Genomic DNA, 24,279 nt, shown 5'->3' with positions numbered 1-24,279 from the left:
GGCAGGAGGTCAAGCGGAGGCGGTGCGGTAGCGGCGGACGCTGAGCACGGTGGTCACCGCGAACAGCAGGCCGAGCGAGATCGCGATGACCGCGGTCGGGTGCTCGGACGGGAAGCTGGGCGCCACCGTGACCGGGTTGCCCCACAGGTGCCGCAGCGCGGTGATGACGGCGCTGACCGGGTTCCACTCGGCGATCGGGCGGATCCAGCCGGGCAGCTTGTCGACGGACAGGAAGCCGTTGGACATGAAGGAGAAGACGACGGCGACGATGCCCGACACCGACTCGATGGTCTCCAGGTTCTTCGACGCCATGCCGAGCAGGACGCCGACCCAGAGCATCGTGTACATGAACACCGCGAGCAGGGCGAACCCGGCGAGCACCGACAGCGGGTCGTTGTGCGACCGCCAGCCGAACAGCATGCCCACCCCGACGACGATCGCCAGGCCCATCAGCGTGATCACCAGGTCGGCCAGCGTGTGCCCGATGAGCACCGCCGACCGCGAGATCGGCAGCGAGCGGAACCGGTCGATCAGGCCGCCCTGCAGGTCGAGGCACACCGCCACGGCGGTCGGGCCGATGCTGGCCAGCCCGACCTGCGCCGCGACGCCCGCGAAGATGAACTCCATGTAGTTGTTGCTGCCGGGGATCTCGATGGCGCTCTGGAACAGGTAGCCCAGCGCGATCATCGTGATCAGCGGGTTGAGCGTGATCCCGACGAGCCTGCCGGGGTTGCGCTTGAGGCGGCGCAGCCGCCTCCCGCCGATGGCGAGCACCTCGGTGATCGCCGCCAGCGGGGCGGGCGGCGTACCGGGCCGCACGACCTCGAGCTTCCGGTTGTCGTCTCCGACGACGGTGGTGGTGCTCACGATTCCCCATCTCCGATCTCGGCTTCGTGCACCCGGCGGAGGTCCGCCGCGATCGCTGCCCCGATCAGCGCCTGAGGTTCGGGGTGCATCATGTACTCGTGTCCGCAGTGGACCCGGTGGAGCTCGATCTCCCCGTCCACGTGCGGGGCCCAGGCCGCGGTCAGCTCGCCGACCTCGTCCTCGGTCAGGTCCTCCACGGCGGCGAACAGCCGCATCGGGCCGGTGTAGCGGCTCGGGACGAAGCGCTCCATGAGCTTGCCGTGGTTGCGCACCACCGCGAGCATCGCGAGGAGCCGCTCCTCCCCCAGCTCCGCCAACGGGTTGCGGTCGCGCCGCAGCTCGTCGACGACGTCGCGCGCGGTCAGGTCGCGACCGGCGAACTCGGCGCGGTCGTGGCCGATGACCTCCATGACCCGCAGCAGCTGCTCGTGGTCGTCGACCTCCTCGTCGCCGTGCCCCGGCCGGTGCGGGTAGCCGTCGAGGTTGACCAGCAGCCCGACCTCGTCACCCGCCTCCTGCAGCCGCACCGCGATCTCCTGCGCCAGCACACCGCCGAACGACCAGCCGAGCAGGTTGTACGGCCCTTCCGGGCGCACCTCCTTGAGGTAGCCGATGTACTCCGCGGCCACCTCCTCCATCGACCGCGGCAGCGGCGCCATCCGGCCCACGCTGGGCGACTGGAGGCCGTAGACCGGATGCCCCTCGTCGATGTAGCGGGTCAGCCCCACGTACGGCAGCGCCGAGCCCAGGCCGCTGTGCACGAAGAAGAACGGCGTCCGGTCACCCTCCGGCCTGATCGGCAGCACGGTGGCGAACGGGTCCTCCTGCTCCAGCTCCTTGATCTCGTCGAGCACCCTGGCCACCGAGGCCGCGCCGGACGCCGCCTCGCTGTCGGGCTCCTCCTGGGCCGCCGCCGCGAGCGCCTGCACGGTCTTGTGCACGAACACGTCGGCGATGGTCAGCCGCAGCCCGGACTTGCGCGCCCTGCTCACCACACCGGTGGCCAGCAGCGAGTGGCCGCCCAGCTCGAAGAAGTCGTCGTCGATCCGGACCCCGCTGACGCCGAGCACGTCGGAGAACACCTCGACCAGCAGGTGCTCGGCGGGCGTGTTGGGCTCGCGGGTCGGCGTCCTGGTGCCGAAGTCCGGTTCCGGCAGCGCCTTGCGGTCCACCTTCCCGTTGGGGGTCAACGGGAACGCGGGCAGCACCACGAGAGCGGCCGGGACCATGTACTCGGGCAGCGAGACGCCGAGCGAGCGCTTCACCGCGGCCGTGTCCAGCTCGCCCGAGGGCACCAGGACGTAGCCGACCAGGCGCTTGTGGCCACCGGCGTCGGTGCCCACGGTGACGACCGCGTCGACCACGGCGGCCTCGGCGCGCAGGGCGGCCTCGATCTCGCCGAGCTCGATCCGGTGGCCGCGCACCTTGACCTGGTGGTCCTTGCGGCCCAGGAACTCGATCTCGCCGTGGCTGTCCCAGCGCACCACGTCGCCGGTGCGGTACATCCGCGACCCCGGCTCCCCGAAGGGGTTGGCCAGGAACCGCTCTGAGGTCAGGTCGGTGCGGTTGAGGTAGCCCCGCGCCAGCCCGTCTCCGGCGATGTACAGCTCGCCCGGCACGTTCGGCGGCACCGGCCGCAGAGCGCTGTCGAGCACGTAGACCTTGGTGTTGCTGATCGGACGGCCGATCGTCGGCGCACCGGGCGCGGCCGTGTCCACATCGGACACCGTGGACCAGATGGTGGTCTCGGTGGGCCCGTACATGTTGCGCACCTCGTGCGCCGCGGCGCGCAGCTGGTCGGCCAGCGACTCGCTGAGCGCCTCGCCGCCGGTGATCACGACGCGCACCTTGCGCAGCGACTCCGGCGTGATGCCCACCAGCGCCTGCCACAGGCTCGGCGTGGCCTGCATGACCGACGTGCGGCTGGACACCATCAGCTCGCCGAGCACCACCGGGTCGCGCACGGTGTCGCGGTCCGCGACGATCAGCTTCGCGCCCGCCACCAGCGGCACGAAGATCTCCAGGTTGGAGATGTCGAAGCCGAACGTGGTGACCGCGAGCAGCCGGTCGGCCTTGGTCATCGAGAGCCGGTGGCACATGTCCGTGATCAGGTTGGCCAGCGCCTCGTGCGGGATGACGACGCCCTTGGGCCTGCCGGTCGACCCGGAGGTGTACATGACGTACGCCGGGTTGTTCGGCTTGAGGAACCCGTCGCGGTCGGCGTCGGTGACGTCCACCGCGCCGCCGCGCCTGCGCAGCGCCCGCTCGGCCTCGGCGCCGCCGAGCACGAAGCTCGGTGTGCCGCCGAGCTCGGGCAGCTTGGCCCGCGCGGACTCGTCGGTGATCACCAGCACCGGCTTGGCGTCGGTGAACATGTACCGCACCCGGTCGGCCGGGTGGTCCAGGTCGATCGGCAGGTACGCGGCACCGGACTTGAGCACCGCGAGCGCCGCCACGATCAGGTCGGCGCTGCGGGTCAGCGCGATGGCCACCACCCGCTCCGGCCCGGCACCCCTGGCGATCAGCTCCCGCGCCAGCCGGTTGGCCCGCGCGGTGAGCTGCCGGTAGGTCAGCGTCACGTCGCCCGCGATCACCGCGGTGGCGTTCGGGCTGCGCTGCGCGGTCGCGGAGATGAGGTCCGGCAGCACGGTCGCGCTGATCGCGCGGCCGGTGTCGTTCCACTCCACCAGGATCCGGTGCCGCTCCTCGGCGCTGAGCACGTCCGCCTCGCTCAGCGGCGCGTCCGGGGTCGTGACGACGGCGCGCAGCAGGCGCACCAGCCGTTCGCCGATCTCGTCCACGGTCTGCCCGGTGAACAGGTCCGTGCGGTAGGCCAGCACGCCGTCCATGCCCGCGGGCGTGCCGTCCTCGTGCTGCTCGACCAGCTCGAACTCCAGGTCGAACTTGGAGCGCGTCGCCTTCATCTGCACGACGCCGCTCTCCAGGCCGGGCATCGCGTCGGCGGGCTCGTCGTTGTTCTGGAACGAGAGCATCACCTGGAACAGCGGGTGCCGCGAGAGCGAACGGGTCGGGTTGACCGCCTCCACCAGCGCCTCGAACGGCAGGTCCTGGTGGGCGTAGGCGCCGAGGTCGGCCTCGCGGACCCGGTGCAGCAGCTGGCGGAACGTCGGGTCGCCCGCCGTGTCCGTGCGCAGCACCAGGGTGTTGACGAAGAAGCCGATCAGGTCGTGCAGCGCCTCGTCGGTGCGTCCCGCGATCGGGCTGCCCAGCGGGATGTCCGTGCCCGCGCCCAGCTTGGTGAGCAGGGCCGACACCGCGGCCTGCAGCACCATGAACACGCTGGCGCCGGTCTCCCTGGCCAGCGCCACCACACCGGCGTGCAGGTCCGCGGGGACCGCGAACTGGCGCACGTCGCCGTCGTAGCTGCTGATCGCCGGACGCGGGAAGTCGGTCGGCAGCTCCAGCTCCTCGGGCAGCCCGGCCAACGCCTCGGTCCAGTAGGCCAGCTGGGCGGACAGCACGCTGTCCGGGTCGGTCTCCGAGCCGAGCCACTCCCGTTGCCACACCGCGTAGTCCGCGTACTGGGCGGGCAGCGGGCTCCACCGCGGGGCCCGGCCCGCGCGCCGCGCCTCGTAGGCCGAGGCCAGGTCGCGGGCCAGCGGGGCGGTCGACCAGCCGTCGAACGCGATGTGGTGGAACACCAGCACCAGCACGTGGTCGTGCTCGCCGAGCACGAACAGGTTGGCGCGCATCGCGGTGTCGGCGGCCAGGTCGAAGCCGCGGTCGATCTCCGCGGCCACGGCGGCGAACAGGTTCACCTCGCCCAGCTCGCGCACGGTCAGCACGACCGGGCTCGGGGGCAGCACCTCCTGGTAGGGGACGCCGTCGACGTCCGGGAACACGGTGCGCAGGATCTCGTTGCGCGCCACCACGTCCCCGAGCGCGCCGGTCAGCGCCTCGACGTCCAGCTCACCGGTCAGCCGGACCGCGAGCGGGATGTTGTAGGTGCCGGTGGACTCCTCCTCCATCCGGTTGAGGAACCACAGCCGCCGCTGGGCGTAGGACAGCGGCAGGCCCTCGTCGCCGTCGCGCTCCTGGGCCCGCAGCGCGGGTCGGGCGCCGTCGGCGTCCGCGACCAGCCTCGCCAGCCCGGCCACCGTGCGCGCCTCGAACAGCGAGCGCACCGGGAGCTCCACGTCCAGCACGGTCCTGACCCGGCTGACCACGCGGGTGGCCAGCAGCGAGTGGCCGCCCAGGTCGAAGAAGTCGTCGTCCACCCCGACCTCCGGGACGCCGAGCACCTCGGCGAACACGCCGCAGAGGATCTCCTCGACCGGGTTGCGCGGACCGCGGGCCCGCGGCTGGGCCGCGAGGTCCGGCGCGGGCAGCGCCTTGCGGTCCACCTTCCCGTTGGGGGTCAACGGGAGCGCGTCGAGCACCACGATCGCCGACGGCACCATGTAGTCCGGCAGCGCCTGCGCCAGGTGCTTGCGCACCACGGCGACGTCCAGACCGGTGTCACCGGGAGCCGGGACCACGTACCCGACCAGGCGCTTGTGGCCGCCCTGGTCCGAGCTGACCGCGACGGCGGCGTCCCCGACGACGTCGGCGGTCCGCAGCGCGGCCTCGACCTCGCCCAGCTCGATGCGGTGGCCGCGGATCTTCACCTGGTGGTCGCGGCGCTCCAGGAACTCCAGCTGCCCGTCGGGGCGCAGCACCACCCGGTCGCCGGTGCGGTACATCCGCGCGCCGGGCTCGCCGAACGGGTCGGCCATGAACGCCAGCGCGGTCTTGGTGCGGTCGTCCAGGTAGCCGCGGCCGACGCCGGTACCGCCGACGTACAGCTCACCGGCCACGCCGGCGGGCACCGGGCGCAGGTCGTCGCCGAGCACGTAGAGCCTGGTGTTGCGCACGGCCCGACCGATCGGGACCTTGAAGGACGCCCACGCTGTCGTCCCGTTGTCGGCTCCGTCGACGTCGTCCTTGGTGATGACGGCGTGCGTGACGTCGTCGGAGCACTCGGTGGGCCCGTAGGCGTTGACCAGCGCGATGTCCGGGAACCGCTCGAACCAGCGGCCGCACAGGTCGGGCGGCAGCGCCTCGCCCGTGACGACCAGCCACTTCAGGCCGGGCAGCGCGGGCACCTCGCCGGTGACGTCCCACGAGTCCAGCGCTGCCCGCAGCAGCGACGGCACGACCTCCAGGATCGTGACGCCCTCGTTCGGGATGGTGGCGAACAGCAGGTCCGGGTCGACGGCCGTGTCGCGGCCGACCACGCGGGTCGTGCCGCCGACGAGCAGCGTCGTGAGCATCTGCCAGACCGAGATGTCGAAGGTGACCGGCGCGTTGTGCACCAGCTTGTCCACAGAGGACACTTCCAGGTCCTCGGCCTTGCACAGCAGGTGGTTCACCATGCCGCGGCGGTGCACCATGGCGCCCTTGGGCTTGCCGGTCGACCCGGACGTGAAGATCACGTACGCCAGGTCGTCGGCCGCGCCCAGAGCCGGCGCCAGCGCGTTCGGCGCGTCCTCGGCGCCGTCGAGCACGACCACGTCGACCGGGCTCCCGGCCGCCTCGACGATCTCGGCGGCCAGCGCGCGGTGGGCGTCGTCGACGACCAGGCGGGTGGCGCCGCTGTCGGTGAGCAGCGCGGCGATGCGCGTCACGGGCGCGGCCACGTCCAGCGGCACGTAGCCGCCGCCCGCGCCGAGCACGCCCAGCACGGCGGTCACGAACCCGATGCCGGGCGCGGCCAGCACGGCCACCAGGTCGGCACCGGAGACCCGGCGCGACAGGGCGCTCGCCCGGCCGACCAGCGACTCGTAGGTGACCTCGGCGTCGTCGTCGACCACGGCGAGGGCGTCCGGAGTGGACAGTGCGAACCCGCGGACCCGCTCCACCACGCCCTCGTACAGCTCGGGTCGCACGGCGCCGGTGCCGATGGCGAGCAGCTCGTCGCGCTCGCCGGGGTCCAGCACGTCCACCCGGCTCAGCCTCGTGGTCGGGTCGGCGACGACGGTCCGCAGGAACCGGACCAGCCGCTGCGCCAGGCGTTCCGCCGTGGCCCTGGTGAACAGGTCGGTGCTGTACTCGACGATGCCGCGCATCCCGGCCGGCAGGCCGTCGGCGTACTGCTCCTCCAGCAGCACGGTCAGGTCGAACTTCGACCGCAGCGACCGCACCGGCTCGACCCGACCGGTCAGGCCGGGCAGCAGCAGCGGCGCGTCCTCGCTGGTCTGCAACGTGAGCATGACCTGGAACAGCGGCTGCCGGTTGAGCGAGCGCACCGGGTTCAGCGCGTCCACGAGATGCTCGAACGGCACGTCCTGGTGCTGGTAGGCGGCCAGGTTCGTGTCGCGGACGCGGTGCACCAGGTCGCGGAAGCTCGGGTCGCCGCTGGTGTCGGTGCGCATGACCAGGGTGTTGACGAAGAACCCGACCAGCTCGCCCAGCTCCTCGTCGGCGCGGCCCGCGGTGGGGCTGCCGAGCGGGATGTCCGTGCCCGCGCCCAGCTTGGTGAGCAGGGCGGACAGCGCGGCCTGGAAGAGCATGAAGATGCTCGCCCCGGAGTCGCGGGCCAGCGCGACCAGCGCCCGGTAGAGCTCGGGCTCCACGGCGAACTCCAGCTCGTCGCCGTCGTAGCTGCTGACGGCGGGACGCGGGAAGTCCGTGGGGAGCTCCAGCTCCTCCGGCAGGTCGGCCAGCGCGCCGGTCCAGTAGGCCAGCTGGTGGGCCAGCAGGCTCTCCTCGTCGGCGTCGTCGCCCAGCAGCTCCTTCTGCCACACCGCGTAGTCCGCGTACTGCACGGGCAGCGGCTCCCACTCGGGCGCCTGCCCGGTGCTGCGCGCCTTGTACGCCAAGCCCAGGTCGCCCACCAGCGGTGCGATCGACCAGCCGTCGAACGCGATGTGGTGGATCACCAGCAGCAGCACGTGCTCGGTGGGCGAGACCGCGAACAGCCGCGACCGCAGCACCGGTTCGGTGGCCAGGTCGAACGACAGGTCGGCCTCGGCCGTCATGGCGTCGGACAGCTTGGCCTCCGACAGCCGCTTGAGCGGCAGCTCGGGGTAGCCCTCCGGCGCGTCGAGCACCCGCTGGAACGGCTCGCCCTCCACGTCCGGGAACACCGAGCGCAGGATCTCGTGCCGCACCACCAGGTCGTGCAGGGCGGCGCGCAGGGCGTCCACGTCCAGGTCGCCCACCAGCCGCACGGCCAGCGGCACGTTGTAGGTGCCCGTCACGCCCTCTTCGAGGCGGTCGAGGAACCACAGGCGCTGCTGGGCGAACGAGAGCGGCACGACGCCGTCCTCGCCGCGCACCGCGGGGACCAGCGCGGGACGACCGGCCGCCGCGACGCTGTGCACCTGCTCGGCCACACCGGCGACCGTGCGGGTCTCGAACAGCGCGCGGATCGGCAGTTCCACGCCGAGCGCGGCGCGGGCCCGGCTGATCACGCGGGTGGCGAGCAGGGAGTGCCCGCCCAGTGCGAAGAAGTCGTCGTCGATGCCGACCTGGGGCAGGTCGAGCACGTCGGCGAAGATGCCGCACAGGATGTCCTCGACCGGCGTGCGCGGACCGCGGCCGCGGCCCTGCCCGGCGAAGTCGGGCTCGGGCAGCGACTTGCGGTCGACCTTGCCCTGCGGGGTCAGCGGGATCTCGTCCAGCACCACGATCGCGGACGGGACCATGTACTCCGGCAGCGACTCCACCAGCAGCTCGCGCAGGCCGACCGGCACGGTCGTGCCCTCGTCGACGACCACGTAGGCCACCAGCCGCTTGTCGCCGGTCGGGTCCTCGCGGACGATCGCGACGGCCTGGCTGACCGAGGCGTGCGACACCAGCGCCGACTCGATCTCGCCCAGCTCGATGCGGAACCCGCGCAGCTGCACCTGGTCGTCGGCACGGCCGACGTAGTCCAGCTGCCCGTCGGCGTGCCAGCGCACCAGGTCGCCGGTGCGGTACATGCGCTCGCCGTGCCCGAAGAACGGGTCGGCGACGAAACGCTCCGCGGTCAGCTCGGGGCGGTTGAGGTAACCGCGGGCCAGGCCGCCGCTGACGTACAGGTCGCCCACGACGCCGGCGGGCACCGGCTGGAGCACCGAGTCCAGCACGTAGACGCGGTGCGCCGAGGTCGGCGTGCCGATCGGCGGACGGCCGCCGCCCGACAGCGGACCGCCGACGGTCGCGGCGATCACGGACTCGGTGGGGCCGTAGCCGTTGAACATCCGGTGCGTGGCCGACCAGCGGGCCACGACCTCCGGCGGGCAGGCCTCGCCCGCGACCACGATCACCAGGTCGTCGGGGAGCACGGTGCCCTCGGCCAGCCCACCGGCCACCACGGGCGGCAGCGCCGCCAGCGTGACCCGGTTGCCGGTGATCAGGTCGACCAGCGGCTGTCCGGGTGCCCGCGCCTCGTCGCCCGCGACCACGACCGTGCCACCGGCGAGCAGCGGGAGCGCGAACTCCCAGACGGTGGCGTCGAAGCTGTAGGACGCGAACTGCAGGACGTTGGTGTCCGGCGTGATGTCGAACTTCTCGATCAGGCTGGCCGCCATCGCGACGAACCCGCGGTGGTCGACGACGACGCCCTTGGGCTTGCCGGTCGAGCCGGAGGTGTAGATGACGTACGCGGGGTGGTTCTGCCGCAGCGGTTCCACCCGCTCGGCGTCGGTGACGTCGTGCGACGGCAGCGCCTCCAGCTCGGCGACCAGGTCCGGCCCGTCGATCGCGAGCACCGGCGCGCCGGTGACGGTCAGGCCGTCGGCGACCGCCGTGGTGGACAGCAGCACGGCGGGGACGGCGTCGGCGACCATGTAGTCGACGCGGTCGGCCGGGTACTTGGCGTCGATCGGCAGGTACGCCGCACCGGCCTTGAGCACGCCGAGCACGGCCACCAGAGCGTCGAGCGACCGCGGGAACGCCAGCGCGACGACCTGCTCCGGCCCGATCCCGCGGCCGATGAGCAGCCGGGCGAGCCGGTTGGCGCGGGCGTTGAGCCCGGCGAAGGACAGACTCGTCCCCTCGAACACGGCCGCGGTCGCGTCGGGCGCCGCCGCCGCACGGGCCTGGAACACCTCGGGCACCACGTCCGCCGCGATCGGCGCCGGATTGCCCGCCCACTGCCCCAGGATCAGGTCGCGCTCGACCCGGTCGAGCAGGTCGATCCGGGCCAGCGGCCGGTCGGGGTCGGTCACCAGCGAGGTGAGCAGCATCCGGAACCGGTCCACGATGGACTCGACCGCGGGCTCGTCGAAGGAGTCCGAGCGGTACTGGGCCAGCAGCCGCAAGCGCTTGCCGGGGTAGACCGACAGCGCGAACGGGTACTCGGCGACCAGCCGTCCGTCGGCGGAGACCACGCGCACGCCGGGGATGAGGTCGCTCAGGTCGTCCACGTCGTGCGGGTAGTTGTGGAAGCTGACCACGGTGTCGAACAGCTCGCCGACGCCGACCAGCTGCTGCACGTCGGCCAGGCCGAAGTGGTGGTGCGGGGCCAGGTCGAACTGGTCCTCCTGCAACCGCGCCAGCAGGTCCGCGAGCGACGCCTTCGGGTCGAGCTGGACCCGGACCGGCAGCGTGTTGAGGAACAGGCCGACCATGGACTCCATGCCCGCCAGCTCGGCCGGGCGACCGGAGCTGACCGCGCCGAACGCCACGTCGCGCTTGCCGGTGAGCCTGCCGAGCAGGACCGCCCAGCAGCCCTGCATGACGGTGTTCAGCGTCAGGCCGCGGGCGCGGGCCCACGACGACAGCCGGTGCGTCACGTCCTCGGGCAGGTCGACGACCAGCGACTCCGGCATGACCGACACGCGGTCGCGCTCGGCCGGGCCGAGCTTGCTGGCCTCGCCGAAACCGTCGAAAGCCGCCCGCCACGCGGTGCGCGCGGCCTCGTCGTCCTGCGCGCCCAGCCACGCCAGGTAGTCCCGGTAGGGGGCCACCGGCGGCAGCGCCGACACGTCCGCGCCGTTGGCGCACAACGTGAACAGCTCGCGCGCGAAGATGGGCATGGACCAGCCGTCGACCAGGATGTGGTGCACGGCCCAGAGCAGCCGGAACCGCTCGTCGCCCAGCCGGACGACGGTGAAGCGGATCAGCGGCGGCGCGGTCATGTCGAACCGCTCGGCCCAGTCCGCGTCGGTGATCCTGGCCAGCTCGGTCACGGCGTCCTCGTCGGCCATGCCGGTGAGGTCGACCTCCTGCCACGGCAGGGAGACCTCGGCCTGGATCACCTGCACGGCGTCACCGGCCGGGCGCGACCGGAAGGACGCGCGCAGCGCGGGGTGCCGCCGGACGACCGCCTCGGCGGCGGCGCGGAACGCCACCACGTCCAGCGGGCCCTCGACGTCCACGACCGCCTGCAGCGTGTAGACGTCGCTGCCCTGCTTGTCGTACTCCGCCTGGAACAGCAGGCCCTTCTGCAACGCCGACAGCGGGAGCACGTCGTCGACGCCACCGGAGTCGCGCTCGAACTCCTCGATCTCGTCCTCGGTCAGCGAGACGAGCGGGAAGTCCGACGGGCTGTGCCCACCGGCGGAGGGCAGCGCGACGAACGACTCCAGGACCCGGAACCAGGACCGGGCGATGTCGTCCACATCGGACTCGGAGAGCAGGTCGCCCGCCCACAGCCAGTCCGCGACCAGGTGCGGGCCGTCGGGCCGGTCCTCGGTCACCGGGGTGACCGCGAGGACGTGCCGCAGCGGCATGTCCGGGCTGACGCCGGTGCCGACGACGGAGTCGCCGCCCTCCAGCGACCACGGGGCCGCGGTGTCGCCCGCGGCGAAGCGGCCGAGGTAGTTGAAGCCGATCTGCGGCACGGCGAACCTGGCCAGCGCGCCGACGGTCTGCGGGTTGAGGTGGCGCAGCAGGCCGAAGCCGAGGCCGCGGTCCGGCAGCGCGCGCAGCTGCTCCTTGACCCGCTTGATCGCGATGCCCGCGCTGGCGCGGTCCACCTCGCCGGGGTCGACGCGCAGCGGGAACACGCTGGTGAACCAGCCGACCGTGCGGGACAGGTCCAGGTCGTCGTCGAGCTGCTCGCGTCCGTGGCCCTCGACCTCGACCAGCACACCGGAACCCGTGCCGCCCAGGCGCTTGCGCCGCCACTCGGCCACCGCGAGCGCGAGGCCCGCGAGCAGCACGTCGTTGATCTCGCCGTGGAACGCGGTGGGCACGGTGGTGAGCAGCGCCGAGGTCGTCTCGGGCGGCAGCACCACGCGCAGCGACCTGGCCGTGCCGTAGGTGTCCAGCTCCGGGTCGAGCGACCGGGAGCCCAGCCGCGGGTCGTCCGGCTTGACCTGCTCGATCCACAGCGGCAGCTCGCGGGTGCGGGAGGCGGTGCGGGCCTTCTCCGAGAGCACCTTGGCCCAGCGGCGGAACGAAGTGCCGACCGGGTCGAGCGCGATCGCGCGACCGGCGACCACGGCCTCCCAGGCCGCCTTCAGGTCCGGCACCAGGATCCGCCACGACACGCCGTCGACCACCAGGTGGTGGACCACCAGGACGAGGCGGGACTCCAGCAGCACCGCCTGGACGACCCGGCCCTCCTCCGGCACGAGCCGGGCGCGCGCGGCGGCGACCTCGGTGTCCACATCGGACGAAGCGCCGACGGTGAGCACGTCGGCCGCGCTGATCGCGCCGGCCGGCAGGGTCTCCAGCGACCACAGGCCGTCGACCGGCACGGAGAGCCGGGTGCGCAGGCCGTCGTGGTGGTCGAGGACGGCCTGGAGCGCGGTCGTGAGGGCGGCCGCGTCCAGGCCGGTCGGCACCCGCAGCACCACGTACTGGCTGTACTGGCGGGTGCGGTCGGTCAGCGACTCCAGGTCCTCGCGGAGCTGGTGGGCGATGGGGGTCAGCTCGACCTCGCCGACGCCGTCGTCCGCGGTCGCGACGGCCGCGGCACCCGCCGGGCGGGCGATCGCGGCGATGGCCGAGGGCGACCGGTGGCGCAGCACGTCGCGCGAGGTGATCAGCAGACCGGCCCGGCGGGCGCGGCTGACGACCTGGATGGAGCTGATGCTGTCGCCGCCGAGGGCGAAGAAGCTGTCCTCGACGCCGACCTCGGGCAGGCCCAGCACCTCGGCCATGACCTCGCAGAGCACCCGCTCCTCGTGGCTGCGGGCGACCCGACCGCGCGGGCCCGCGCTGAAGTCGGGGGCGGGCAGTGCCTTGCGGTCCACCTTGCCGTGCGCGGTCAGCGGCATCGAGTCCAGCGCCAGCAGCGTGGAGGGCACCATGTACTCGGGCAACAGGCCGCCCAGCCGCTCGCGCACGTCGGCGGTGTCGACCGGGGTCCCGTTGTCGGCCACCAGGTAGCCGACCAGCCTCTTGTTGCCGACGGGGTCGGTGACGACCGCCACGGCCGCGTCGCCGACGTGCGGCAGGCCGCGCAGCGCCGACTCGATCTCGCCGAGCTCGATCCGGTGGCCGCGCACCTTCACCTGGTGGTCGCGGCGTTCCACGAACTCCAACTGCCCGTCCTCCCTGCGGACCACCCGGTCCCCGGTGCGGTACATCCGGAGACCGGAGCCCGCGAAGGGGTCGGGGACGAACGTGGTCGAGGTGCGGGCGGGGTCGCGCAGGTAGCCGCGGCCCACCCCCAGCCCGCCCACGTAGAGCTCACCGGCGACGCCGGGCGGCACCGGGCCGAGGTCGTCGCCCAGCACGTAGAGCCGGGTCCCGCGCACCGCGCGGCCGATCGGGACGCGAGGAGGAAGCCACCCTCCAGTCCGATTGTCGTCTCCGACGACGGTGTCCACGGTGATCGTCGCGTGCGTCACGTCGTCGGAGCACTCGGTCGGCCCGTAGGCGTTGACCAGCGGGATGGTCGGGAACCGCGCGAACCAGCGCAGGCACAGGTCCGGGGGCAGCGCCTCGCCGGTGACCACCAGGCGCCGCAACGAGGGCAGCCGGGGGCGGTCGCCGACGACGTCCCACGCGTCCAGCGCCGCGCGCAGCAGCGACGGCACGACCTCCAGCACCGTCACGGACTCGTCGGCCACGAGCGGGAACAACGCGTTCGGGTCGGCCGCGGTCTCGCGGGTCACCACGCGCACCCGGCCGCCGACCACCAGCGGCGCCAGCATCTGCCAGACCGAGATGTCGAACGTGAGCGGGGCGTTCTGCACCAGCGAGTCCGCCGCCACGAGGGCGAGGTCGTCGATCTTGGCGAGCAGGTGGTTGACCATGCCGCGGCGGTGCACCATGGCGCCCTTGGGCTTGCCGGTCGACCCGGACGTGAAGATCACGTACGCCAGGTCCTCCGGGGCGCCGAGCACCGGCACGAGCACGTCGTCCTCGGCGCCGTCGAGCACCACCAGGCCGATCGGGTGCCCCGCGGCGGCGGTGATCTCCTCGGCGAGCACGCGGTGCTCGGGGTCGACCACCAGCGTGCGGATCCCGTTGTCGGTCAAGAGCTCCGCGCTGCGGCGCACCGGCGCGCGGGTGTCCAGCGGCACGTACGCGCCACCGGCCCCGATCACGCCGAGCACCGCGGACACGAACCCGGCGCCGGGCGCGGCGAGCACGCCGACCAGGTCGGCGGTCACCCGACGGGACAGCGCGCTGGCCCGCGCGACGAGCGCGGCGTACGTGGTCGCGGAGTCGTCCTCGACGACGGCGAGCGCGTCGGGGTGCGCCGCGGCGTGCGCGCGCACCGACTCGACGAGGTCGGCGTCCGCGCCCTCGGCGAACGTGCCGGACCGCTCCAGCCAGCCCGACCGCTCCGACGCGCCGACCACGTCGACGCGGCCGAGCGGGACGTCGTCGGCGACGGCGGCGAACGTGGCCAGGAACGCGGTGAACCGCGCCAGGTGGTCCTCGACCTCCTGCGCCGTGTACAGCTCGGGGTTGCCGTTGACGTGCACCTCGGTGCCGCCGTCGGGCGCGTCCACGACGGTGATCATCAGGTCTTCGATGAGCCCGGTGGACAGGTTGTTGACCGTGACGTCGCACGCCCCGAGCGCGAACTCCGTCTGCTGCGGGAGGATGTTGACGAACGGGCCGAACGGCCTGCGGTCCTCCGAGGACAGCCCCATCTCGCGGCGGATCCGGCTCACCCGGTAGCGCTGGTGCTTGAGCACCTGCGCCAGCTCGCGGGAGGTCTGCGCGAGCAGCTGCGCCCTGGTGGCGTCGGGGCGGACCCGGACGCGCAGCGGCAGGTAGTTCGCGATCATGCCCGGGATGGCGCGCATCGAGGCGCCCATCCTGGCGGTCGCGGGCAGCGTCAGCAGCACGTCGCCGACACCGGTCATCCGCTGCGTGTAGACGCCGACCGCGGACAGCACGACGGCGGGCCAGGTCGAGGTCGACCGGCGGGCCAGGTCGCGCAGCGCGGTGGCCGTCGCGGCCGGGACCACGGCGGTGCGGCGCAGGAACCCGCGCACCGCCGTGCCGGTCTGCACGCGCTGCGACAGGCTCGGCAGGTCCGGCGCCTGCTCGAAGCGCGCGGCCCAGAAGTCGCGGTCGCGCTGGAACCACACCGAGTCGGTGTAGGCCTTCTCGGCGTCCAGCAGCTCCTTGAGCGGGGGCAGCTGGCCCTCGACGACCGAACGGCCCTCGACCAGCGCCTGGTAGATCTCCGCCAGCCTGCGCCAGAACACGACCTGGCTGTACCCGTCGCAGAGCAGGTGGTGGATGCACATGTAGAAGAAGTGCCGCTGTCCCTCCTCCGCCTCTCCGCCGACTGCGGTCCGATTGTCGGCTCCGCCGACGGACAACACAGCCAGCCGGAACATGGGGAAGTCGTCCAGGGTGAACGGCTTCGCCAGGTCGGCGGCCATCCACTCGACGGCCTCGGCCTCGCTCATGTCCAGGGACACGAGCGGGACCTCGGTCAGCGGTTCGACGACCTGCCGCGGCGCGCCGTCGACCTCGACGTAGCGGGTGCGCGTGCACTCGGCCTCGACGACCAGCCGCCGCGCCGCCGCGCGGAACGCGTCCACGTCCAGCGGACCCCGGATGTCCAGGTATCCGGCGGAGTTGTACGCGACACCGCGTCCGTGGAACTTCTCGTCGAACCAGATCTCCGCCTGACCAGCGGACAGTGGCAGACTCGCCGCTGCGGTCATGAGCTTCTCCTTGAGATGGCCGTCGGAGGGGCCGACAGTCGGGATCCGTTCTCCGCCAGCACTTCGGCGCCGTAGATGTCCGCGATCCACTGGTCGTGGTAGATGGTGTCCAGGTACCGGTCACCCAGGTCCGGTGAGATCGCCACGGCCGAGAGCCCGTCGTCCGGCCGGTTGCGCGCGAGCCAGTCCATCGCCCCGCTGATGACGGTTCCGGTGGACCCGCCGAACAGGAAACCGTGGCGCACCAGCATCCGGCAGGCCCGCACGGTGTCGATCTCCGCCACGTGCACGACCTCGTCCACGATGGACTCGTCGAGCAGCGGCGGTCTCACGCTGGTGCCCAGGCCCGGCAGCATCCGCGGCTGGGCGGGCGTCCCGAAGGTCACCGAGCCGACGCTGTCGATCGCCACGATCCGCACCGACGGCCGGTTCTCCCGGAAGTACCGCGAGCAGCCCATCAGCGTGCCGGTGCTGCCCGCGCCGATGAAGAGCACCTCGACCTCGGGGAAGCTCTTGAGGATCTCCGGCCCGGTGGTGAGGTAGTGCGCCATCGCGTTGCCGGGGTTGGCGTACTGGTTGAGCCAGACGTAGCCCCGCTCGCGGCGCATCCGCTCGACGAACCGGATGCGCGCGCCGAGCAGCCCCTCCTCGGGGTGCGGCTCGGTGACGACGTGCACCTGCGTGCCGAGCGACTGCATCAGCTGGCGCGCGGCGAGCGTGCACCGCGTGTCCGTGACGCAGAGGAACCCGTAGCCCTGGCTCGCGGCCACCAGGCTGAGGGCGACGCCGAGGTTGCCCGACGAGCTCTCGACCAGGGTGTCCCCCGGCCGCAGCTGCCCGTTGCGCACGGCGGTCGCGACCATCTCGGTCGCGGCCTTCAGCTTGATGGACCCGGCGAAGTTGAAGCCCTCGCACTTGAGGTACAACGGGTGCCCGGACAGCGTCCGGAGATCTACGTACAGATCGTCCACGTTGAACTCTTGCGGCGTGGATATGACTGGCATGAACCGACTCCTACGAGATCGACCAGCAGCGACTCATCGCTTCCCGTAGCGATGCAGGTCATAGAAGAAGTCGTCCACGTGGGTCAGGTCGCCTGCGCGGCCCACCTCGTCGTGGACGAACTTGCCGACGGCCAGGTCCAGCACACCCAGACCGAACGGCGAGAAGAAGATCGGCTTGTCCGCGGGCAGCCGCGCCGCCCCGGTCATCACGTCGAACAGCGTCCCGGACAGGAAGTCGCGGTTGCCCTCCGCCTGCTCGGCCAGGTGCACCGAGGTGTTGGCCTTGAGGCAGTGCTCGACGTCGTCGACGATGTTCGTGCCCGACAGCACGACCTCCGGGGAGAGGTCGCGCAGCGACACGTGCAGCACCAGCGGGTTGTGCTCGAACCACGTCGGGTCGGTGATGTGCGGCTCGCCCGCGACGGTCGCGAACACCACGAGGTCGGAAGCCCTGATCAGGCTCTCGGCGCTGTCGTGGATCCGCACGGTGCCGTCACCGGTGGACTCGACGTAGCCCTGGAACCCGGCGGCGTGCTCGGCGCTGAGGTCGTGGATGCCGACCTCGTCGAACGACCAGCCGCTGCCGGTGAGGTAGGTGTGGATGTAGCGGGCGATCAGCCCGGTGCCGATGAAACCGACCTTCGTCGGCCTGCCCCGGTCGCGGGTCAGCCAGTCGGCGGCGAGCGCGGCCGACGCGGCCGTGCGCACCGCGCTGATGATGGAGCTCTCCATGCAGGCGATCGGGTAACCGGTCTCCTGGTCGTTGAGGATCAGCACGGCCGAGGCGCGCGGGATGCCCCGTTCCACGTTGGCAGGGAAGCTGGAGATCCACTTCACGCCGTGCACGCCGATGTCACCGCCGACCGAGGCCGGCAGGGCGATGATGCGCGACGCGGGGTCCTGCGGGAAACGCAGGAAATACGAAGGAGGGTTCACGGTGTCCCCGGACCCGTGCAGCCGGTAGGCCGCTTCGACCAAATCCAGGAGGTGCTTGTCGCGACCCTGCAATACCTCGTGGACTTGAGCGCCGGAAATCACCGCGAAGGTCGGAGTCAGATCCGACATGTGTACCCACGCTCCTCTGCGCTAACCGCGGCAACGTACCGCGGCGACCTGATGAATATGCTGCCGACCAGGGCTGACGAGGCGCTGACACAGGGCTGACGAACCGACCTACCTGCGGTTACCGGTCCACCGGGGGTCGACTAGAGAAAATATATAGAAAATCGAGTTGTCCACTCGCGCGCAACGTGGGCGGAACATTGACAGGCTCACTCGACGGTGCTTATGTTTGATCCCAGTAGAGCGCGCCATTTACCGGACTGCCGTCGCGCCCCCATCAACAATTCACATCCGCGACTTTTGTCGTGTGCGGACAGGAAGGATCGTCTTCGATGGAAGATCGCAGGATCAAGAATGTCGTCGTCCTGGGTGGCGGCACGGCGGGCTGGATGACCGCGTCCTACCTCGGCAAGGCGCTCGGCCCCGCTGTCAAGATCACCGTGCTGGAAGCACCGTCGGTCCCCAGGATCGGCGTCGGCGAGGCGACCGTCCCGAACCTGCACAAGGTGTTCTTCGACTTCCTCGGCCTGGCCGAGGAGGACTGGATGCGGGAGTGCAACGCCAGCTTCAAGATGGGCATCAAGTTCACCAACTGGCGCACCGGCGGCAGGGGTGACGCGAACCCCCGGCCCTACCGCGACACGACCGACCACTACTACCACCTGTTCGGTCTGCTGCCCAACCACGAGAACGAGCCGCTGTCGGCGTACTGGTCGCACAAGCGCCTCACCGGCCAGACCACCGAAGCGTTCGACTACGCCTGCTACCGCGAGCCCCCGATCCTCGACGCGAAGCTGGCGCCGCGGTTCGCCGACGGCACCAAGTGGACGAACTACGCGTGGCACTTCGACGCCGCGCTGGTGGCCGAGTTCCTGCGCAAGTTCGCGACCAACAAGCAGGGCGCGATCCACATCCAGGACGAGTTCATCGACGCCGACGTGGACACCCGCGGCCACGTGACCGCGTTGAACACCAAGGGCGGCCGCAAGATCGAGGGCGACTTCTTCGTCGACTGCTCCGGTTTCCGCGCCCTGCTCATCAACGGCGTCATGCGCGAGCCGTTCCTCGACATGAGCGACCACCTGCTCAACGACCGCGCCGTCGCCACCCAGGTGCCGCACGACGACGAGGCCAACGGCGTCGAGCCGTTCACCGGCTCCATCGCCATGACCAACGGCTGGACCTGGAAGATCCCCATGCTGGGCCGTTTCGGCACCGGCCACGTCTACTCCAGCCGCTTCACCACCCAGGACGCCGCCACCCAGGAGTTCTGCGACATGTGGGGCCTCGACCCCAGCGAGCAGAAGCTCAACCACATCAAGTTCCGCGTCGGCCGCAACCGCCGCACCTGGGTCCGCAACGTCGCCGCCATCGGCCTGTCCTCCTGCTTCCTCGAGCCCCTCGAGTCCACCGGCATCTACTTCATCACCGCCGCGCTCTACCAGCTCGCGAAGCACTTCCCGGACAAGAACTTCGACCCGATCTTCGCCGACCGCTTCAACGCGGAGATCAACACCATGTTCGACGACTCCCGCGACTTCCTCCAGGCCCACTTCAGCCTGGCCGCCCGCAACGACACCGAGTTCTGGCGCGCCTGCAAGGACCTGGTGCTCGCGGACGACATCAAGGAGAAGATCCGCATGTACAAGGCGGGTCTCCCCATCAACATGCCCGTCACCGACGAGAGCACCTACTACGGCAACTTCGACGCCGAGTTCCGCAACTTCTGGACCAACGCCAGCTACTACTGCGTCTTCACCGGCCTCGGCTTCGACCCCCAGCAAACCCTCACCAAGCTCACCCACCACCCCTCCATGCTCGACTCGGCGGAACACGTCTTCGCCGACATCAAGCGCAAGCAGGCCGAACTCCTGAAGACCCTCCCCACCACCTACGACTACCTCAAGCAGCTGCACGCCAAGTAGGAAAAGAAAACCCGAAGCCGGAGCGGTCCCCCGACCCGCTCCGGCTTCGGCACGTCTTGGTCAAACGCAAAGCAGGCAAGGACGCCTCGTCCGACGGCCAAGCCGAGCACAACACCACGTTGGGCGCAGCCCGCCAGCACGCATCCGGCGCGGAGCGCCCACCCGCTTTGTCCGACGCGCAGCGAGGACGCCTCGTCCGACGGCGAAGCCGAGGATCCGTCGTCGGGCGAAGCCCGCCAACGCGCATCCGGCGCGGAGCGCCTGGGGCCTTGTCCGCCGCGCAGCAAGGATGCCCTGTCCGACGCGAAGCGCGGATGCCTTGTCCGACGGCGGAGCCGAGGATGCTTGAGTCAGGCGAAGCCTGATGCTGGCGAAGCCAGACTTCCCCTCTGCCCCCGATCCACAGCGCCCTCCTGCTTGATCTTGCTTGTCAAGACAGCTCTATCGTCTTGACAAGCAAGATCAAGCATTGAGACAATCGCGCGCCGGGGGCCGGGCTTCCCCAGGGGTGGGAACAACGAAACCGGAGCCTGGACTCGCGAGGGCAGGACCCAGGAGCCAGCCTCACGGGCAACGACCAGACCAGAGACCAAGCTCCCCGGAAAGCCCCCAGCCACCGAGCGGTACACACACAACCCCTCACCTCCCCCCAAACGGCACAAACCCCACCAGATCCCCCTCCACCATCCCCCCACTCCTCACCACCATCCCCACGAACCCCCTCCTCCCCCTCCCCGCCACGATGAACCCCTTCGCCACCCCTTCCACCACCTCCGGGTAGTACTTCGCGATCATCGCCGCCGGCTGCGCGCACGGCGTGTTCACCCGCGTCACCATCACCGTCGCCCCGGTGAACTTGCGCTGTTCCGCGTCGTACGGCCCGAAGTCCACCCCTGGTGGGAGCACCAGGAAGTCCTCGATCTCCCCGGCCCCCTGGAACCCCTTCACCACCACGTTCACCCCCAGGCACTGCGCCAGGAACAGCCGTACGGCCGCGTCGCCCTCCACGTCCCGCGGCGCCACCTCGTAAGCCGCGGCCAACGACTGCAGCCCCTTCCCGCACGCCTCGGCCTCCAGCCCCAGCTCCCCGGCGATGTGGTCCAGGTCCGTGTCGCTGATCAGGGACACGGACTGCCGGTTCAGCACCGGCGTGTACCGCGGGTAGGCGGGGCTTCGGACGTCCGCACCGATCACCTGCCCGGTGTTGCGGACGCTCCCCTCGATCCGGTTCGCGACCACGTCGAACTCGGCGGCACCGACGGGGACGGTGCAGAACTCGGCGGTGCTGGGGGCGACGAGCAGGAGATCCAGGTGACCGAGCGGGGGAAGCGTCGACATCGCGCGGATTCTAGGCGGCGGAGGTCACGAGCCGGGTTCGTCCGAGGATCCCGGCCCCCAGCCACACCAGGGACGTCCCGACCGCCACGTGCAGCAGGCTGGTCGCCGGGCCGTCCGGCAGCCGGGCCGCGACCGCGAACACCGGCAGCAGCACGGTGTACCCCCACACCGGCACCCGCGGGTGCACCCCGGCCCGCAGCATCGCCACTCCGAACAGCACGGACCCCACCGCGAACACCAGCGCGCTGCCCAGCAACCCCACGACGGGCACCCCCGAGGGTCGTACGTCCAGGAAGAACAGCACCATGTTCAGGCTGAACGCCGCACCCCCGAACAACCCCAGCCCCACCAGGTTCACCAGGTAGGCCACGGCACCGAACCGGTCCGACCGCTGCCCCTCCCGCAGCACCACCAGCAACGGCACCGCCAACGCCGGTGTCAACGCCAGCAGCGCGCTCGTCACCCCCGTCTCGCCCAGGAACCCCTCGACCCCGCCGGTCAGCCCGATCACCGCACCGGCCACCACCCCCGACCACGCGCCGGACCGGGTCACCACCGTCTCGGACATGCCCTCTCCTCCGTTCGACACGCCCCGGAACGCTAGGAACCCGCGGCCGTGCCCCGGAAGTGCCCACCGGCACGTGCCGCCCGGCACTACCGGACCGGCGCCGAACCGGCGACAGTGGTCGGTGATGCGTCTCTTCCGGGTGTCCGTGCTCGTCTACGCCGTGGTGCTGCTGGCGGGCCTCTACTACGCCGTCGCGGGCCTGTCCCCCGACGCCGATCCCCTGCGCTTGGCCGGTTTCGTCGCCGGGATCGGCGTGCTGGTCGCCGTGGAGTCCCTCGGCGGGCGGCACGTCGTCGCGCTGCTCGCCCTCCGGCTCGCGCTCTACGTCGCGGTCGCCGCGCTGGACGAGTCCGGGCTGTCGCGGGTGCTGTTCGTGCTGGTGCCGTTCACCGCCTACCTCCAGCTCGGGCGACGGGTCGGGCTCGCGCTCGGCGGGGTGTCCCTGGTGCTGCTGCTCGGCGGCTACCTGCTGTGGATGCCGGGCTGGTACACCGACGCCACTTCGGTGTCCGACGTGCTGATGTTCTGCGTCGGCCTGGTGCTCGCGCTGTCGATGGCGGCCATCGCCACCCGTGAACGCGAGGCGCGCGCCCGTGCGACCGAGCTGTCCGCGGCGGTGGAGCGCACCCGGCTGGCCCGCGACATCCACGACGGGCTCGGCCACCACCTCACCGCGATCGCCGTGCAGCTGGAGAAGGCCGAGGCGTTCCGCGACCTCGACCCGGCCGCCGCGGACCGCGCGGTCGCCGACGCCCGCCGGTCGGCCCGGCTGGCGCTGCGCGACGTGCGCTCGTCGGTGCGCGCGATGCGGTCGGACACCGACCCGTTCGACCTGCCCTCGGCGCTGGCGGACCTGGTGCGCGACACCGGGATCGGCCTCACGGTCGTCGGCGAGCACACCGCCGCCGACCGCGCGTCGCTGGCCACGCTGTACCGCGCCGCGCAGGAGTCGCTGACCAACGCCCGGCGGCACGCGCACGCGACCACGGTGTCGGCCACGCTCACGTTCGGCGACCGCGAGGCCCGGCTGGAGGTGGTCGACGACGGCCGCGGGTTCGACCCGGACCAGCCGGAGGGGTTCGGGCTGCGCGGGATGCGGGAACGCGCGGAGCTGGTCGGCGGCCGGGTCGAGGTGGCCAGCAGGCCGGGCGCGGGCACGCGGGTGACCGTGACGGTGCCGTCGTGACCGTCCGGGTGCTGGTCGTCGACGACCAGGAGCTGGTGCGCGACGGGATCGCCTCGCTGCTCGGCATCCAGCCCGGCATCGAGGTGGTCGGGGTCGCCGGTGACGGCGCCGCGGCCGTCGAGGCGGCGCTGGAGCACCGGCCGGACGTCGTGCTGATGGACGTGCGGATGCCCGTCGTGGACGGCGTCGAGGCCGCTGGTGTCCTCGCCCGGAGGGCACCGGGGTGCCGGGTCGTGATGCTGACGACGTTCGACGACAACGACTACGTCGTGCGGGCCCTGCGCGCGGGCGCCGTCGGCTACCTGCTCAAGGACCTGCCCGTGCGCGAGCTCGCCGAAGCGGTGCGGCTCGCCCACGCCGGGGTGGCGCAGCTCGACCCCGCGGTCGCGCGCGAGCTCGCCGCGCCCCGTCCCGCGCCGGTGTCCGCGTTGACGGCGCGGGAGACCCAGGTGGTCCGGCTGGTCGGCACCGGCGCCACCAACCGCGAGATCGCCGCCCGGCTGCACCTGAGCGAGGGCACCGTGAAGAACCACGTGTCCCGCGTCCTCGGACGGCTGGGCCTGCGCGACCGCACCCAGTTGGCCTTGTACGCCAACCAGTTGTGACCGGCCGCCGTCAGAACCGCATGCGGGCCAACCGCGCGCGGGTGGCCACCGTCGTGGGGTGCCGTTCCCCCAACACCTGCGCGTAGTCCGACAGGAGCTGGGTGAGCATGCCGCGGGCACGGGCCCGGTTGCCGGACTCGTAGACCGCGGCCACCAGGTTGCCGCACACGTCCATGGTCTGCGGGTGCTGCCGGCCGAGGTCCGCGAGGAACCAGGAGTGGGCGCCTTCCAGCAGGGCCAGGCCCCGCGCGTGCTCCCCCAGCGAGAACAGCACCGCGCCGAGCGTCCCGACGGTGGTGGCCGTGTCGTTGTGCTCCCCCAGCACCCGCCTGCGCCGTTCCAGCGTGTCCTCCAGCAGTGCCAGGCCCTCCTCGCGCTCGCCGCGCATCACCAGCGCGGTGCCGAGGTTGTGGGCGCAGTGCAGCGACGCGGGGTGGTCGACGCCCGCGGACCGGTGGTAGCGCGCCAGGGCCTCCCGGTGCATCGCCTCGGCCTCGGGCAGCCGCCGCATCTGGTACAGCGTCCCGCCGAGGTCGTCCAGCAGGGCGATCGTCACCGGGGCGTCCGGCCCGAGGACCCGTTCGGCCGACCGCAGCACCTCGCGCAGCCCCGGCTCGGCCTCCTCGTGCCGTCCCTCGTCCAGCAGCGCGAACACGCGGTCGCCCAGCTCGACGACCTCCGGCGGCAGCTCCGGCTCGGTCACG

General features: G+C 71.8%; 10 protein-coding genes. 3 read left to right on the top strand and 7 right to left on the bottom strand.

Going from position 1 to position 24,279, the window contains the following annotated elements:
- Positions 1–9 precede the first annotated feature (9 nt).
- Genes CLV43_RS31770 through sbnB form a run of 4 tightly spaced genes read right to left on the bottom strand, consistent with a single transcriptional unit; the run spans position 10 to position 17,956 of the window.
- Positions 10–867: an ABC transporter permease gene (locus CLV43_RS31770; protein ID WP_245887131.1), complete on the bottom strand. Its 858-nt coding sequence runs from the start codon at positions 865–867 to the stop codon at positions 10–12.
- Complete coding sequence (locus CLV43_RS31765; protein ID WP_106191761.1) at positions 864–15,887, bottom strand: non-ribosomal peptide synthetase; 15,024 nt, start codon at positions 15,885–15,887, stop codon at positions 864–866. Before CLV43_RS31765 ends, CLV43_RS31770 begins: the two co-directional genes overlap by 4 nt.
- Positions 15,884–16,891, bottom strand: a complete 1,008-nt coding sequence (gene sbnA / locus CLV43_RS31760) for a 2,3-diaminopropionate biosynthesis protein SbnA (protein ID WP_106191760.1) — start codon at positions 16,889–16,891, stop codon at positions 15,884–15,886. The genes CLV43_RS31765 and sbnA overlap by 4 nt, the downstream gene beginning before the upstream one ends.
- Positions 16,892–16,924: 33 nt before the next feature.
- Positions 16,925–17,956 carry a 2,3-diaminopropionate biosynthesis protein SbnB gene (gene sbnB / locus CLV43_RS31755; protein WP_106191758.1) on the bottom strand — a complete coding sequence of 344 codons (1,032 nt, stop codon included), beginning with the start codon at positions 17,954–17,956 and terminating at the stop codon, positions 16,925–16,927.
- 329 nt (positions 17,957–18,285) lie between these two features.
- On the opposite strand from sbnB, the gene CLV43_RS31750 reads away from it, so the two are divergent.
- Positions 18,286–19,878: a tryptophan halogenase family protein gene (locus CLV43_RS31750; protein ID WP_106191756.1), complete on the top strand. Its 1,593-nt coding sequence runs from the start codon at positions 18,286–18,288 to the stop codon at positions 19,876–19,878.
- A 639-nt stretch (positions 19,879–20,517) separates the two neighbouring features.
- On the opposite strand, the gene CLV43_RS50160 is transcribed toward CLV43_RS31750, so the two are convergent.
- Positions 20,518–21,216, bottom strand: coding sequence for a hypothetical protein (locus tag CLV43_RS50160; RefSeq protein WP_106191755.1), 699 nt, complete (start codon positions 21,214–21,216; stop codon positions 20,518–20,520).
- Between the two features lie 10 nt (positions 21,217–21,226).
- Positions 21,227–21,784, bottom strand: coding sequence for a hypothetical protein (locus tag CLV43_RS31740; protein WP_106191753.1), 558 nt, complete (start codon positions 21,782–21,784; stop codon positions 21,227–21,229).
- A gap of 124 nt (positions 21,785–21,908) precedes the next feature.
- Here CLV43_RS31740 and CLV43_RS31735 point away from each other — a divergent pair, with 124 nt between their 5' ends.
- Together CLV43_RS31735 and CLV43_RS31730 are read left to right on the top strand one after the other, a co-directional pair.
- Complete coding sequence (locus tag CLV43_RS31735) at positions 21,909–22,970, top strand: sensor histidine kinase (RefSeq protein ID WP_106191752.1); 1,062 nt, start codon at positions 21,909–21,911, stop codon at positions 22,968–22,970.
- Positions 22,967–23,575: a response regulator gene (locus tag CLV43_RS31730; protein ID WP_106191750.1), complete on the top strand. Its 609-nt coding sequence runs from the start codon at positions 22,967–22,969 to the stop codon at positions 23,573–23,575. Before CLV43_RS31735 ends, CLV43_RS31730 begins: the two co-directional genes overlap by 4 nt.
- 10 nt (positions 23,576–23,585) lie before the next feature.
- Here the strand turns inward: CLV43_RS31730 and CLV43_RS31725 are convergent, their stop codons facing one another.
- A complete protein-coding gene (locus CLV43_RS31725; RefSeq protein WP_106191749.1) occupies positions 23,586–24,278 on the bottom strand; it encodes a tetratricopeptide repeat protein in 693 nt (230 codons plus the stop codon).
- Position 24,279: the final 1 nt, after the last annotated feature.

It is taken from the genome of Umezawaea tangerina (assembly GCF_003002815.1).
Classification (GTDB): domain Bacteria; phylum Actinomycetota; class Actinomycetes; order Mycobacteriales; family Pseudonocardiaceae; genus Umezawaea; species Umezawaea tangerina.
The sequence above is the reverse complement of the archived record's forward strand: the minus strand, read 5'-3'. Positions and strand labels throughout refer to the sequence as shown.